The organism is Oceaniserpentilla sp. 4NH20-0058, assembly GCF_040371755.1.
Taxonomy (GTDB): Bacteria; Pseudomonadota; Gammaproteobacteria; order Pseudomonadales; family Oceanobacteraceae; genus Bermanella.
Window position 1 is genome coordinate 453552 of the sequence record NZ_BAABWE010000001.1, and the last position, 13554, is coordinate 467105.

Annotated in this window: 11 protein-coding genes; all 11 read left to right on the forward strand. The window is 41.1% G+C overall.

The window, feature by feature from the left end; all coding sequences use genetic code 11:
* The first annotated feature begins 126 nt into the window (after nucleotides 1-126).
* The 11 genes from ABWV45_RS02070 (at nucleotide 127) to ABWV45_RS02120 (ending at nucleotide 13553) form a co-directional block, all read left to right on the forward strand.
* Entirely contained in the window at nucleotides 127-1089 is a 963-nt protein-coding gene (locus ABWV45_RS02070; protein ID WP_353348187.1) for an AAA family ATPase, read from the forward strand.
* A 9-nt stretch (nucleotides 1090-1098) separates the two neighbouring features.
* Complete coding sequence (locus ABWV45_RS02075) at nucleotides 1099-2058, forward strand: DUF58 domain-containing protein (protein ID WP_353348189.1); 960 nt, start codon at nucleotides 1099-1101, stop codon at nucleotides 2056-2058.
* Nucleotides 2055-2489, forward strand: coding sequence for a DUF4381 domain-containing protein (locus ABWV45_RS02080; RefSeq protein WP_353348191.1), 435 nt, complete (start codon nucleotides 2055-2057; stop codon nucleotides 2487-2489). Before ABWV45_RS02075 ends, ABWV45_RS02080 begins: the two co-directional genes overlap by 4 nt.
* Entirely contained in the window at nucleotides 2483-3508 is a 1026-nt protein-coding gene (locus tag ABWV45_RS02085) for a vWA domain-containing protein (protein ID WP_353348193.1), read from the forward strand. Before ABWV45_RS02080 ends, ABWV45_RS02085 begins: the two co-directional genes overlap by 7 nt.
* The gene (locus tag ABWV45_RS02090) at nucleotides 3501-5372 is read left to right on the forward strand and encodes a VWA domain-containing protein (RefSeq protein WP_353348195.1); all 1872 of its coding nucleotides are present in this window, start codon (nucleotides 3501-3503) and stop codon (nucleotides 5370-5372) included. The genes ABWV45_RS02085 and ABWV45_RS02090 overlap by 8 nt, the downstream gene beginning before the upstream one ends.
* Entirely contained in the window at nucleotides 5366-7027 is a 1662-nt protein-coding gene (locus ABWV45_RS02095; RefSeq protein WP_353348197.1) for a BatD family protein, read from the forward strand. The genes ABWV45_RS02090 and ABWV45_RS02095 overlap by 7 nt, the downstream gene beginning before the upstream one ends.
* 9 nt (nucleotides 7028-7036) lie before the next feature.
* Nucleotides 7037-7210, forward strand: coding sequence for an SEC-C metal-binding domain-containing protein (locus ABWV45_RS02100; RefSeq protein ID WP_353348199.1), 174 nt, complete (start codon nucleotides 7037-7039; stop codon nucleotides 7208-7210).
* Nucleotide 7211: 1 nt separating this feature from the next.
* On the forward strand, nucleotides 7212-8084 hold the full coding sequence (locus ABWV45_RS02105; RefSeq protein ID WP_353348201.1) for a DMT family transporter: 873 nt from the start codon (nucleotides 7212-7214) through the stop codon (nucleotides 8082-8084).
* A gap of 25 nt (nucleotides 8085-8109) precedes the next feature.
* A complete protein-coding gene (locus ABWV45_RS02110) occupies nucleotides 8110-9588 on the forward strand; it encodes a protein adenylyltransferase SelO (RefSeq protein ID WP_353348203.1) in 1479 nt (492 codons plus the stop codon).
* A gap of 103 nt (nucleotides 9589-9691) precedes the next feature.
* Nucleotides 9692-13069: a methylmalonyl-CoA mutase family protein gene (locus ABWV45_RS02115; RefSeq protein ID WP_353348205.1), complete on the forward strand. Its 3378-nt coding sequence runs from the start codon at nucleotides 9692-9694 to the stop codon at nucleotides 13067-13069.
* A gap of 277 nt (nucleotides 13070-13346) precedes the next feature.
* Complete coding sequence (locus ABWV45_RS02120) at nucleotides 13347-13553, forward strand: cold-shock protein (protein WP_353348207.1); 207 nt, start codon at nucleotides 13347-13349, stop codon at nucleotides 13551-13553.
* Nucleotide 13554: the final 1 nt, after the last annotated feature.

A 13554-nucleotide genomic window follows, 5' to 3' on the forward strand; every position in this document is an offset into this window, starting at 1 on the left:
CGCACTCTTCATGCAATGTATTATTAACTGGGATGGGAACTCTTTAATAATCCAGTAATCCTACCCTTGACCCAATTAGGAATACTCCTAAAATGCTTGCAAAAACAAAAACTTGGAAACGGTTATATGACAAATCGTGAGCACATCATCGCTTTACAGAAAAGCTTACAAGAGCACATCATTGGCCAACCAGATTTAGTAAACGCTTTACTGGTTGCCATATTAGCCGACGGCCACCTGCTTGTTGAAGGGGCTCCCGGATTGGCTAAAACCAAAGCCATTAAAACATTATCAGACTGCATTGAAGGTAATTACCAGCGTATACAATTTACGCCTGATTTGTTACCAGCCGATATAACAGGAAGCGAAATATACCGCGCTCAAACTGGTGAGTTCAAATTCCAACAAGGGCCGCTATTTAATAATCTAGTTCTTGCCGACGAAATCAACCGCGCACCAGCAAAAGTACAATCAGCTTTGCTAGAAGCCATGGCTGAGCGACAAGTAAGTGTAGCTGGCACCACTTACGATTTGAACAAGCTATTTTTAGTCATGGCGACACAAAACCCCATCGAACAAGAAGGTACTTATCCACTACCTGAAGCACAGCTTGATCGTTTTTTGATGCATGTCCGAGTTCAATACCCTAGCGCACAAGCTGAAACTGAGATTCTTCGCTTAGCCCGTGGTGAAGCACAAAACCAAGCTACACCCTTGCCTAGCGAAAAACTCAGCGCCGAGAATATTTTTGCTGCCCGTCAAGAAGTACTCAGCATGCACTTAAGTGAACGTGTTGAGGAGTATATTGTGCAACTGATTATGGCGACTCGCCAACCTCAAGCTTATGGTGAAGATTTAGCCAGTTGGATAGAATTTGGTGCCAGCCCTCGTGGCACCATTGCCCTTGACCGTTGCGCTCGTGCTCATGCTTGGTTAGCAGGTAAGGATTATGTCAGCCCTGACGACGTACAGGCAGTGTTACACCCTGTTTTGCGTCACCGTTTAATCGTTAGTTTTGATGCAGAAGCCACGGGTATGAATGCAGACCGTATTATTAATGAATTAATCATGCGCGTGGCCGTTCCTTAGGGGTAAGTCATGTCTGTAGCTACCAACAAACAATTGGATTACCTTGAAGGTTTTTTCCCTGCTGGGCCATTTACCGATGAGCATCAACTGACACAGTTAAGGATGCTGGCTAAACGGCTTCGCCTTGCAAGTTTACCGCAAATCACTGGCATGCTTGCTGGTGGCCACGATAGCAAGCAAAAAGGCCGAGGTTTAGATCTCGACCAGCTTCGGCAATACCTACCCGGTGATGATATCCGTTCCATTGACTGGCGCGTTACTGCTCGTACTCAAACCCCTCATACACGGGTTTATAAAGAGGAGCGTGAACGCCCTGTAATGATTGTTTGCGATCAACGTACCCCAATGTTTTTTGGCTCTAAACGCAGTTTTAAATCTGTGGTTGCGGCCCAGTGTGCCGCCATTATTGCTTGGGCTGCACTGGATCACGGTGATCGTGTAGGGGCATTAGTATTAGGTGATCAAACAGAGAAAGACTTCAGGCCTAAACAACGCTCGCAACATGTGCTTCAAATATTACAAACCATAAACCAGTACAATCACGCTTTAGAAAAGCATCAGAACATCACCAATACGCTAAGTAATTGCTTAAATAAACTACACCAAGGGGTAAAACCCGGCACTACCATTTATATTATCAGTGACTTTTTTGATTTAAGTGCCAATGATAAAGCTGCATTGTTTAATTTAAAGCGCCACAACCATGTGGTTGCGCTTCAAGTGTTTGATGCATTAGAACGACAAATGCCTCCACCGGGTTTATATGCTGTAACTGACGGATTACAGGAAGGTTTCTTGGATACGCAAAACAAGCATTCTCAGCAAGCTTACAAAGAAGCCGTAAATGTTTTCCAGCAAGGTATTGAGCAAACCTTTAAGCAATTGGCTATTAATCACCATCAAATTGATGCTTCTGATATTCCCTTTATGGCATTAAAAATAGCGTTAGAACAAAGAGGAAAAGTATGAACCCTCTTGATCAATTAAAAGATATTCAATTACCGGATGCTGTTTCAATTTGGCCACCGGCTTGGCCTTGGTGGCTGCTCATGGTGGTAATATTGACTATAGTGGCTGTATTCGTATGGCAATACAAACGCCAAGCTTGGCGCAGAACAGCATTAAAACAGTTTAATAAAATCAACTGGCAGCAACCAAAACTAGCTCACCGTGATTGCAATAAATTACTCAAGCAAATTACCGTTTTTAAGTTCGATAAAACCAGCGCCCGACTAAGTGGTGAAGAATGGTTAGAATACTTAGACACTAAAACCAAACAACCCATTTTCATGCCTCAACTTAGGCCATTTGCCCATATTTTAGATGAACCAAACATACAGCTGGATAACACTGAATTACAAAAAGCCGTTAGAACTTGGATAAGGAAAGCAAAATGCTGAGTTTCAATTGGCCTTGGCTATTTTTAGCCTTACCACTACCTTTATTTGTGTATTTTTTAATACCCGCTAAACAAACCATGCAAAGCCAAGTTTTTGCACCCAGCTTAATGATGCTAGCGGAACAAAGACAGATCGGCGCGCAAAAACCTTCAATTGTGCTTTACATTTTAATGGCATTGGCTTGGTTCTGTTTAGTCACAGCCGCTGCTCGACCAGTTTATGTTGGTGAACCCAAACCGATCATAGAAACCGACCGAAACATGATGTTAGCCGTAGATATATCCGGCAGTATGTCTGAAGAAGATATGGCCGTTCGGGGTCGCTTAATCAACCGTTTACAGGCTGTAAAAGTGGTGCTGACAGATTTTATAGCAAAACGTAAAGGTGATCGTTTAGGTTTAATTTTATTTGGCTCAAAAGCTTATATACAAACGCCCCTTACTTTTGACTTACAAACTCTAGAACAATTATTAAATGAGTCAGCCATCGGTTTAGCTGGTAAACAAACCGCTATCGGAGACGCCATTGGTTTAGGAGTTAAACGCTTACAATCGTTACCTGAATCAAACCGTGTTTTGATTTTTTTAACCGACGGGCAAAATACCTCTGGGGAAATCGATCCAATTCAAGCAGCAAAACTGGCACAACAAGCTGGTGTTAAAATCTATACTATAGGCATAGGCGCTGACGAATTAGTCGTACAAGGATTCTTTGGCCCTCGCAGAGTCAACCCTAGTCGTGACCTTGATGAAAAAACCCTAACAGAAGTAGCAGACTTAACCGGCGGCCAATATTTTCGTGCACGAAACCTAGAAGAACTGAATCAGATATATAGCTTTTTAGATGACTTAGAAGCTATCGAATCAGACAAGCAAGTTATTCGACCTGAAAAATCCCTGTTTCACTATGTATTAGCATTCGCTCTAGGATTGGCCACCGTTATTTTTATGATTCAACAGCGCTGGCTGAATAAATTGATTGATATTACCTCACCAAACAAGGAGAAAGCCCGTGTCTGATTTTCACTTTCTTCGCCCTGAATGGATATTTTTAATACTGCCATTAGCTTTGTTGTTTTTTTATAAACAAGTGAAACCACTAAAAGCTGGAAATTGGCAGAATGTAATCGCCCCAAAATTACAGCAGTATGTATTGTTCAACCAAGGCAAACAAAGCCATTCAAACCTGATCAGTTCTAGTTTATGGATAGCAGCGTTGTTCAGTGTATTTGCACTATCTGGCCCCAGTTGGGAAAGACAAGAAAGTACCGTTTACCGCTCTTCTGAAGGTATCGTAATCGGCCTAGACTTATCGCTGTCTATGACAGCACAGGATACATCGCCATCCCGTATCCAAAGAGCCAAATACAAAATCATTGATATTTTAGAACAACAACAAGATAAAAATATTGGCCTGATTGCTTATGCTGGTGATGCACACGTGGTAAGCCCTCTCACTCAAGACATTAATACAATAAAATCCATGCTACCTGCGGTAGATCCATACATAATGCCAAAACAGGGAAGCAACATCCTGCTTCTAGCAGAGAAAGCCGTTGAATTATTTGAACAAAGCAACAGCCAGCCCAGAACTCTTTTATTGATCACGGATGGAGTTGAAACTAGTGACATTAATGCCGCCACCAATATTTTAACCAATGCAAATGTTCAACTAAACATATTAGCAGTTGGTACAGAAGCAGGCGCTCCTATGATGCGCCCTGACGGTCGATTCATAAAAGACAGCCAAGGCCAAGTGATCTTACCCCCTTTAGAGTGGGAAGCCCTGAACCAACTTGCAAGTCATAGCAACGGAAAAATTGTGAGGCTCTCAAATACAGAAACCGATATAAATCAGCTAATGGCATCTACAAACATTCAACAAAACTATCAAAAGCAAGAAGAAAGCCTGCAGTTTGATCAATGGCTAGATAGCGGTTACTGGCTAATTTTACCATTATTACTCTTAACCCTTGGCGCGTTCCGTAAGGGCATCGTTTTATCCATACTTGTTTGCATTGCACTGCCCCCTTCTGAAACATACGCCTATGAGTTACCCGATATATTATTAAATGGTGACCAAACAGGGGCTAAGTATTATGAACAAAACCCAGAACAAGCCTCCCAATATTTTAATGACCCTAAATGGAAAGCCAGTAGCTTGTATAAAGCCGGTAAATATGAAGAAGCCTTAACTATTTGGCAAAATTTTGATGACGCTCAAAGTTTGTATAATCAAGGTAATGCCTTAGCACAATTACATAAAATTGATGAAGCCATTGCCGCTTATGACAAAGCAATCAATCAACAACCTAAATTTGAAAATGCCCAATTCAATAAAGCCTTATTAGAGCAACTGAAAGATCAACAGGAGCAGCAAGAGCAACAGGATCAACAAGGGGGAGAAAATCAACAAGATCAGCAAGATTCATCAGAGCAACAAGGCGATCAAAGCAAACAACAAAACAATGAGAAGGATTCACAAAGTAATTCTGATTCGTCTAAAAATAATGAATCTTCTGACAACCAACAGACAGATCAAAAAGACGCTCAAGCAAGTGAAGAAGATGAAAACCAAGCCAGCGAAAACCCCCTCAATCAGGCTCAAACTGAAGAGGAGAAACAGCGTGAAGAAGAGATGGAAGCCCTAAAAAAAGAACAATCACAACCACCAAATGAACAAGAAGACTCTCAAAAAGATTCCAAATTAAGTAATATACAAACTGAAAAAACGGCAGAAGAGTTAGAACAAGAACAAGCCATGCAACAATGGATTCAACGTATACCAGATGACCCCGGCGGTTTACTACGAAACAAATTTTTATACCAGTACCAACAGCGTCAAGGTCAACAAGAACAAAACGAGGAGCGTAAACCATGGTAAGGCATGCCCTACTATTCATCATGCTAAGTCTACTGGCAAACCTAACTTGGGCCACAACTTTCGAGGCCAGTGTAGATCGCAGTACTATCGGTGAAGGCGAATCGTTATTTTTAACTCTACGCTACAACAGTAATGTGTCTTCTGGTGAGCCGGACTTATCCGCCTTAAACCAACAATTTGAAATTGAAAACCAACAACGTAAAAATAGCTTTCAATACATCAATGGTAAAAGCGAATCTTGGACAGTGTGGACCGTCACCCTCACACCAAAACGCAAAGGCAACCTAGTACTGCCCTCCATTGAATACCAAGGCGAGCGTACTAAACCCATTCAAATTAACGTGGAAAAAATCAATCCGAACATTGCTAAACAAGACAAAGATGTGTTTTTTCACACCGAAACGGACGTGAAGACAAGCTATGTTCAAGGACAAGTGGTTTATTCAGAGAAACTGTATTTTTCTGTACCATTAGATAATAGCCAACTCAGTGAAGTAGCCGTTGAAGATGCGGTTTTAGAAGCACTTGGTGAAACCCGACAATACCGCACCCAACTCAACGGCCGCAGCTTTGAAGTATATGAACGCCGTTTTGTCATATATCCTCAAACAAGTGGTGAATTAATTATTCCCGGCCCAAGGTATTCAGGCGAAATAAGTAATGGTCGCTGGCGACCAGGTCGTCCCATATCCGTGAGCCACCCTCCTATTCGATTACAGGTTTTACCCCAGCCTGCCAATTACCCACAGAATAGTACATGGTTACCAGCAAAGAACTTTGATGTTAGTGCTAAATGGCTAGGTAATGAAACTCAAATGAATGCCGGTGACCCTGTCACCTTATCCATCACATTAAAAGCAAACGGTTTATCATCCGCCCATTTGCCTGCGATCAAATTACCAGAAGTGAATGGCTTAAAATACTACCCAGAGCAAGCACAAAAAAATGAAAGCAATAACGATTCAGGTGTGACAAGCTGGCTCACACAAAACATTGCGGTGGTGGCAACTCAAGGTGGTGATTTTATCATTCCTGAAATCCGAATCCCTTGGTTTAACACTGAAGATGGCCGCGCAGAATACGCCATTCTTCCCGCACAAACTCTAAAAGTAGCTAGCAGTATCCCGCAAAATAAAAGTATCGTACCAGCGGCATCGCCTATGGATACCAATAGCACGGCGATAATCCCAGAGGTTTCTGGCCCCATCAAACAACCCGCTTCACGTTTTTGGCCTGTAGTCAGCTTACTATTTATGCTGTTATGGTTAACCACAAGCTACTTTTTATGGCGTGCCCATCAAACTCCTAATAAAGTGAAACCAAAAGATCAAAGTAACTCCCCTAACAACAATATTTTATTAAAGAATATTAAAAAGTCATGCCGTAACAATGACGCAAAGTCGACCAGAGAAGCCATTTTGGCGTGGGCACAATCCCAAAAAGCAGAAGCTATTTTAAACCTAGATAATGTTGCAAGTTTGCATACCTCATCTGAACTTAAACAGGCACTACAAGAATTAGATTACACCTTGTATTCCCCCTCGGGAAATAGCGCTTGGCAAGGAGAACACCTATGGCAATTAATACGAAATTTAAAACCCGAATCCACTAAAGATCAGGTAGAATTGCCACCTCTATATCCAAGCTCGGTTTGAGGAAACAGCATGACAGATGAAGAATTATGCCCATGTGGCAGCGGTAAGCCTTTTGATACATGCTGTAAAAAAGAATACGATCACGCCAATGCAGCCCGCGAAAAAATTAAGCAGGCCATGAGCGACCCAAAAAAAGCACAAGAACTCAAAGACCTACTGAAAAACATCAACAAAGGGGACTAACATGTCCCCTTTTTCTTTAGCCCTACAAACCACTTTTGCCTTACTGGCTTTCGCTGGCAACAGTGTATTATGCCGTTTAGCCTTACAAGATCCCCAAATAGACGCTACCAGCTTCACCATTATTCGACTGATAAGTGGTGCTTTTATTTTAGTTGCCTTATTAAACCTGAAAATTCAACTGATTTTAAACAAGCCGAATCCACGTCAAATCCGACAAGCCGCTTACTTGTTCATTTATGCTGCAGGCTTTTCTTATGCGTACATTCTTTTAGGTACAGCCCCCGGAGCATTGGTGTTATTTGTTACCGTTCAGTTGGCCATGTTAATCCGTCAATTTTTACAAGGTAAAACATTGCGAAGACTGGAGTTAGTAGGGATTGCTCTTGCTGTGATTTGCTTTGTCAGCTGGCTTGCACCCAGTACTCAACGACCTGATCTTTTCGGGATATTACTTATGATTTTTGCCGGTATTGCTTGGGCGTTTTATACTTTATCCGGAAAAAACAGCCAAAACGCACAACTAGACACCGCTCGTAATTTTATCAATAGCTTATTGTTTATCCCATTAATCGTGCCATTATATTGGTGGATTGCAGAACCAATGATAACAACCAATGGGGTCTTACTTGCCTTCACATCAGGTGCCATCACATCTGGTTTAGGTTATTGGGTTTGGTATAAAGTGCTGCCCAACTTTTCTGCCTTGAGTGCTGGAGTTATGCAATTAAGTGTTCCAATTATTGCTGCTATTGGTGGAATATTATGGAATAACGAAACCATAACCTTAACTTTCTTTTTAGCAAGCTTGGGAATTTTATCCGGTATCTTTTTAGTGCTGTATAGTGGGCAACAAGCCATTACAAAAAAACCTTAGTTTATATAGGGCCATTGAGATACATATGAAAAACTGGTTAAACCTGAATTATGTTCAGCCATTTCAAAGCCTACCTAATACCCTATTCACCTATGTTCAACCTAGAGGCTTAGAAAATCCAAAGTTGGTGGTAAAAAGTGCCGCTTGTAGCCAATTAATTGGTTTAGACGAGCAATGCCTTGATGAGCCATCTAGTTTAAATTTGCTTTCAGGCAATGGCATATTAAACACGTGGAAGCCTCTGGCCATGAAATACACTGGCCATCAATTTGGTCATTACAATCCTGACTTAGGCGATGGTCGTGGCCTCTTACTCACTCAAGTTGAACACGACAAACTAATCTGGGACTTACACCTCAAAGGCGCGGGCCCAACACCTTATTCTCGCCAAGGGGATGGCCGCGCGGTATTACGCTCTAGCATTCGCGAGTTTTTATGCAGTGAAGCCTTAGCCGCCCTTAACATCCCCACCACTCGAGCCTTATGTGTCATGGACAGTGAATCACCTGTGTATCGTGAAACCGCCGAAACAGGTGCAACCATATTACGCGTCGCTAAAAGCCACATACGCTTTGGTCACTTTGAATATTGCTCGTTCACCAAACAACATGATCTTTTAAAAACCTTATGTGAGCACACCATCGCACAGCATTTTCCTGCATTACTTAAGCAATCAAGTGACAATATTTACGCCGCGTTTTATCAAGAGGTTTTGCAACGTACCGCAAAGTTAATGGCACACTGGCAAAGCATTGGATTTGCACATGGGGTAATGAACACAGACAACATGTCTATCATTGGAGACACCTTTGATTTTGGCCCTTTTGCATTTCTAGATGATTTTGATCCAACTTTTATCTGTAACCACTCAGACCACCAAGGGCGTTATGCATTTAATCAACAACCTAACATAGCCAATTGGAACCTAGCAGTCTTAGCTCAGGCCCTTTTACCACTGGTACCAAAAGAATCCCTAATAGACATACTTGAAAGCTATTCAGAAACGTTTCAACAGTATTTTATTGAGTTAATGTTGCCTAAATTAGGTCTATCTAAAAATAACGAAGCTAACCTCAGTGTTATCGAAAAAACCTTAGCCATGCTCGCTCAATGCAAGCTGGATTACACGTTCTTTTTTAGGAAGCTTGGGAATATCCATGTAACAGCAATTCAACAAGAATTGCGCAATATATCCATGGATATTAACGCCTTTGATGAATGGTTTATCCACTACCAAAATGCATTACAAGAAAACGGGCAACCGCTGAACTCACAGCACGACACTCAAAGATATCTAGCGATGAATCGCGTAAATCCAAAATATATTTTACGTAATTATTTAGCCCAAGAAGCCATTGAGGCGGCCCAACAAGGTGATTACTCTAAAGTACAAACACTGCATACTGTTTTACTACACCCATTTGATGAACAGCCTGAATTTGAATCCTATGCTGCGCTACCACCAGATTGGGGGAAAAAGCTCGAAATTAGCTGCTCGTCTTAGGGCTACTTTTTACTAACAAGCCTGCAAATATAGCCCCCGTGGTCTAAACTCAATAAATATAATAACGATAAATTATTGAGTGCCAACCCATCAGGGGGTGTCTATGTCCCTTCCACCACTAAGATTTGTGACCGCTGCCAGCCTATTTGATGGTCACGACGCTGCCATTAACATTATGCGCAGACTCATTCAAAATAAAGGGGCCGAAGTCATTCACTTAGGACACAATAGAAGCGTGGAGGAAGTGGTCAATGCTGCCATTGAAGAAGACGCCAATGCTATCTGTGTTAGCTCCTATCAAGGTGGACACATTGAATATTTCAAATATCTCGTCGATCAACTAAAACAAAATGGTGCGCACCATATCAGCGTTTTTGGAGGTGGCGGAGGCACCATCACCCATGATGAAATACACACTCTTGAAAACTACGGTGTAGAAAAAATTTATCACCCTAATGACGGGTTACGTTTGGGGCTTACTGGTATTATTGATGATGTCATTAATAGAGTACTGCAAAAGCAAATCACACGACAACCGACTTTGCCTTTTGCGACTTTACCCTGTTCTACTGAACTTGGCCGAATATTAAGTGCCATTGAAAATGATCAGCTCAAAGAACTTAAGCAATCGTTAAACAAATTTTATAAAAGCCAACAACCTTGTCCTGTTATTGGTATTAGCGGCACAGGTGGGTCAGGAAAATCAAGCCTAACCGATGAATTGCTACTTCGTTTTAAACTTCACTACCCACAACTCAATATAGCCGTATTAGCGGTGGACCCTTCTAAACGTCGTACAGGTGGCGCGCTACTAGGTGATCGAATTCGCATGAATAGCTTACGCAATAGCCGTATTTTTATGCGCTCTATGGCCACTCGGCGACACAATGCCTCCACCAATGCCCCCTTACAAAACGTAATTCAATATCTCAAACACTCAGGTTTTGATTTAGTTGTAATAGAGACCGCAGGCACAGGTCAAAGTGACAGTGAAATTGTGGATCATAGCGACATCAGTTGTTATGTAATGACCCATGAATATGGCGCAGCCAGCCAACTAGAAAAAATAGACATGTTGGATATGGCTGATTGCATCATCATCAATAAATTTGAAAAACTGGGCAGTGAAGATGCACTTAGAGACGTGAGAAAACAATGGCGAAGAAACCACAATGAATTCACCCTAAATGATGAATCACTACCCATTTACCCCTGCATGGCTAATCAGTTTAATGATACTGGCGTCACTTATTTTTTTAATCAATTACTCATAAAACTTAGCCAGCTTTCTAAGAACTTTAGGCACCAGCCTAAACCTACAAAATTTGAACAAACAAAAATCAAGCCATTAATACCAACAAACCGCACTGGTTATTTGTCTGAAATAACACAGCAAGCAAGAAATGCTCAAGCAGAAATCAATGCTCAAGCAGAACACGCTAAACAAGCAGAATATTTTTATCTCACATTAAAGTCACTTAATGATGAAAATCTGCCCTCACCACTAGAACCCTTTAACGAACACACATTAATACGTTCAAAATACCCAGAAATAGCCGAAAAATATAATCATGCACTTTCACAACTTACCCAAGATACCCTAAACAACCTAAAACAGTGGCAAACTCAAAAACAAGCTGTCACCGCGGATCAATACCATTACCAAGTTCGAGAGAAAACGATACAAGGAGACAACTACAAATTAAGTTTAAGTGGTTTAAATATTCCAAAAGTTTGCACACCAAAATTACAAAACTGGCATGACTTAGTTATTTACTTAGCAAAAGAAAACCTACCCGGCTTTTATCCATATACAGCAGGGGTATTTCCATATAGGCGCGACTCTGAAGACCCAATTCGCATGTTTGCCGGAGAAGGCACTCCAGAGCGTAGCAATCATAGGTTTCATTATTTAAGTCAAGGACAAAACTCAATTCGCTTATCTACCGCTTTTGATAGCGTGACATTATATGGCGATGACCCTCACACCAAGCCTGACATATATGGAAAAATTGGTAACTCCGGGGTAAGTATCGCTACCTTAGATGATATGAAAAAGCTTTTTAGCGGCTTTGATTTATGCGCACCTGATACTTCTGTATCCATGACCATTAATGGCCCTGCCCCTATTATTTTAGCTTTCTTTCTTCAAGCAGCCATTGATCAGCAAGTAGAGCGCCATTTAAAACAAAGTGGTGATTGGGAAGACGCACAGAAAAAAATAGCATGTCAGTTTAAAGATCATAAGCAACCCAAATATCAAGGGCCACTTCCCGAATCACACAATCAATTAGGTTTGGCTCTATTAGGGATAAATGGTGAGTCTTTAGTTGATTCCGCGACATACAAGAACATCAAAAGACAAACATTAAACAGTATTCGAGGAACGGTACAAGCAGATATATTAAAAGAAGATCAAGCACAAAATACCTGCATATTCTCAACAGAGTTTGCATTAAAAATGATGGGAGACATGCAAGAATATTTTATCAATAACAACATTCAATACTTTTACAGTGTTTCCATAAGTGGTTACCACATAGCAGAGGCAGGTGCGAACCCAATCACCCAGCTTGCATTTACATTAGCGAATGGCTTCACCATGGTAGAGTATTACCTACAACGGGGCATGGATATAAACGATTTCGCACCAAATTTGAGCTTCTTTTTTAGCAATGGTATGGACCCAGAATACGCCGTAATTGGACGTGTCGCACGTAGGATTTGGGCCAGAGCCATAAAACATATCTACCAAGGAAACCCTCGCTCACAAAAACTTAAGTACCACATTCAAACATCAGGCAGATCACTGCACGCTCAAGAAATACAGTTCAACGATATCCGCACTACCCTACAAGCCATGTACGCTTTATTTGATAACTGCAATAGTTTACACACCAATGCCTACGATGAAGCACTAACTACACCGTCTGAAGAAAGTGTTCGCCGCGCTGTTGCTATACAGCTCATTATAAATCACGAGCTGGGAATGAATATGTGTGAAAACCCTATGCAAGGCTCATACTTCATAGAACAACTCACAGATCTAGTTGAAAACGCAGTACTTGAAGAGTTTGATCGAATCAATCAACGAGGAGGTGTACTAGGCGCGATGGATACCATGTATCAACGTAGTAAAATTCAAGATGAATCAATGAACTACGAACATAAAAAGCATGATGGCAGCCTTGCTATTATTGGCGTAAACACGTTTTTAGGCGATTCAAAAGATCAGTCAGATTTAAAATTGAACCTAGCCCGTTCCAATGAAACTGAAAAACAACAACAAATTAATACTTTAAATGCTTTTCATGAACGTCATAATCAACAAACTAATGAAGCCCTTACCATGCTGACTAAAAGTGCCCAGCAAGGCACAAATATATTTGAAGCTCTTATGGAAACAGTGAAGCACGCTTCACTGGGTCAAATATGTAAAACGCTCTATTCATGTGGAGGGGAGTATCGCCGAAACATGTAGTCACCCTGAGTTTATATTGCAATATTATTACCAATTTTTATAAATGTACGCTCAAAAACAATTAATTTTTCGATAATATTTACAAGAATATTCCAATTACAAAAAAAAATAATTTTTGCGATTTTTTGGTTTTATTTGAGAATAATTGAGTCTAATATGTTTATCACTTTATGCGCTGTTACCTCAGCAATAAAGGTACGATGCCTGCCATACTAAATTCAAAGTCAGGTTGGCAGTTAAAATGCTAAATAAGTTAGCCAGTCAAGAGAGTAGAAAAATGTCACGTGTAAACGGAACCGTTAAATGGTTCAACGACGAAAAAGGTTTTGGATTCATTCAGCAAGAAGGTGGCAAAGATGTATTTGTTCACTACAGTGCAATCAACGCGACTGGGCGTCGTACACTCGCTGAAGGTCAAGCAGTAACAATGACAGTAACAGCTGGGGCAAAAGGCCCTCAAGCAGAAGACGTTACTCCAGCCTAAA

Excerpts from the sequence above, each read along its gene's own strand:
- ABWV45_RS02070 (WP_353348187.1), top strand. The coding sequence starts at position 127 with ATGACAAATCGTGAGCACATCATCGCTTTACAGAAAAGCTTACAAGAG.
- ABWV45_RS02075 (WP_353348189.1), top strand. The coding sequence starts at position 1,099 with ATGTCTGTAGCTACCAACAAACAATTGGATTACCTTGAAGGTTTTTTC.
- ABWV45_RS02080 (WP_353348191.1), top strand. The coding sequence starts at position 2,055 with ATGAACCCTCTTGATCAATTAAAAGATATTCAATTACCGGATGCTGTT.
- ABWV45_RS02085 (WP_353348193.1), top strand. The coding sequence starts at position 2,483 with ATGCTGAGTTTCAATTGGCCTTGGCTATTTTTAGCCTTACCACTACCT.
- ABWV45_RS02095 (WP_353348197.1), top strand. The coding sequence starts at position 5,366 with ATGGTAAGGCATGCCCTACTATTCATCATGCTAAGTCTACTGGCAAAC.
- ABWV45_RS02100 (WP_353348199.1), top strand. The coding sequence starts at position 7,037 with ATGACAGATGAAGAATTATGCCCATGTGGCAGCGGTAAGCCTTTTGAT.
- ABWV45_RS02105 (WP_353348201.1), top strand. The coding sequence starts at position 7,212 with ATGTCCCCTTTTTCTTTAGCCCTACAAACCACTTTTGCCTTACTGGCT.
- ABWV45_RS02110 (WP_353348203.1), top strand. The coding sequence starts at position 8,110 with ATGAAAAACTGGTTAAACCTGAATTATGTTCAGCCATTTCAAAGCCTA.
- ABWV45_RS02115 (WP_353348205.1), top strand. The coding sequence starts at position 9,692 with ATGTCCCTTCCACCACTAAGATTTGTGACCGCTGCCAGCCTATTTGAT.
- ABWV45_RS02120 (WP_353348207.1), top strand. The coding sequence starts at position 13,347 with ATGTCACGTGTAAACGGAACCGTTAAATGGTTCAACGACGAAAAAGGT.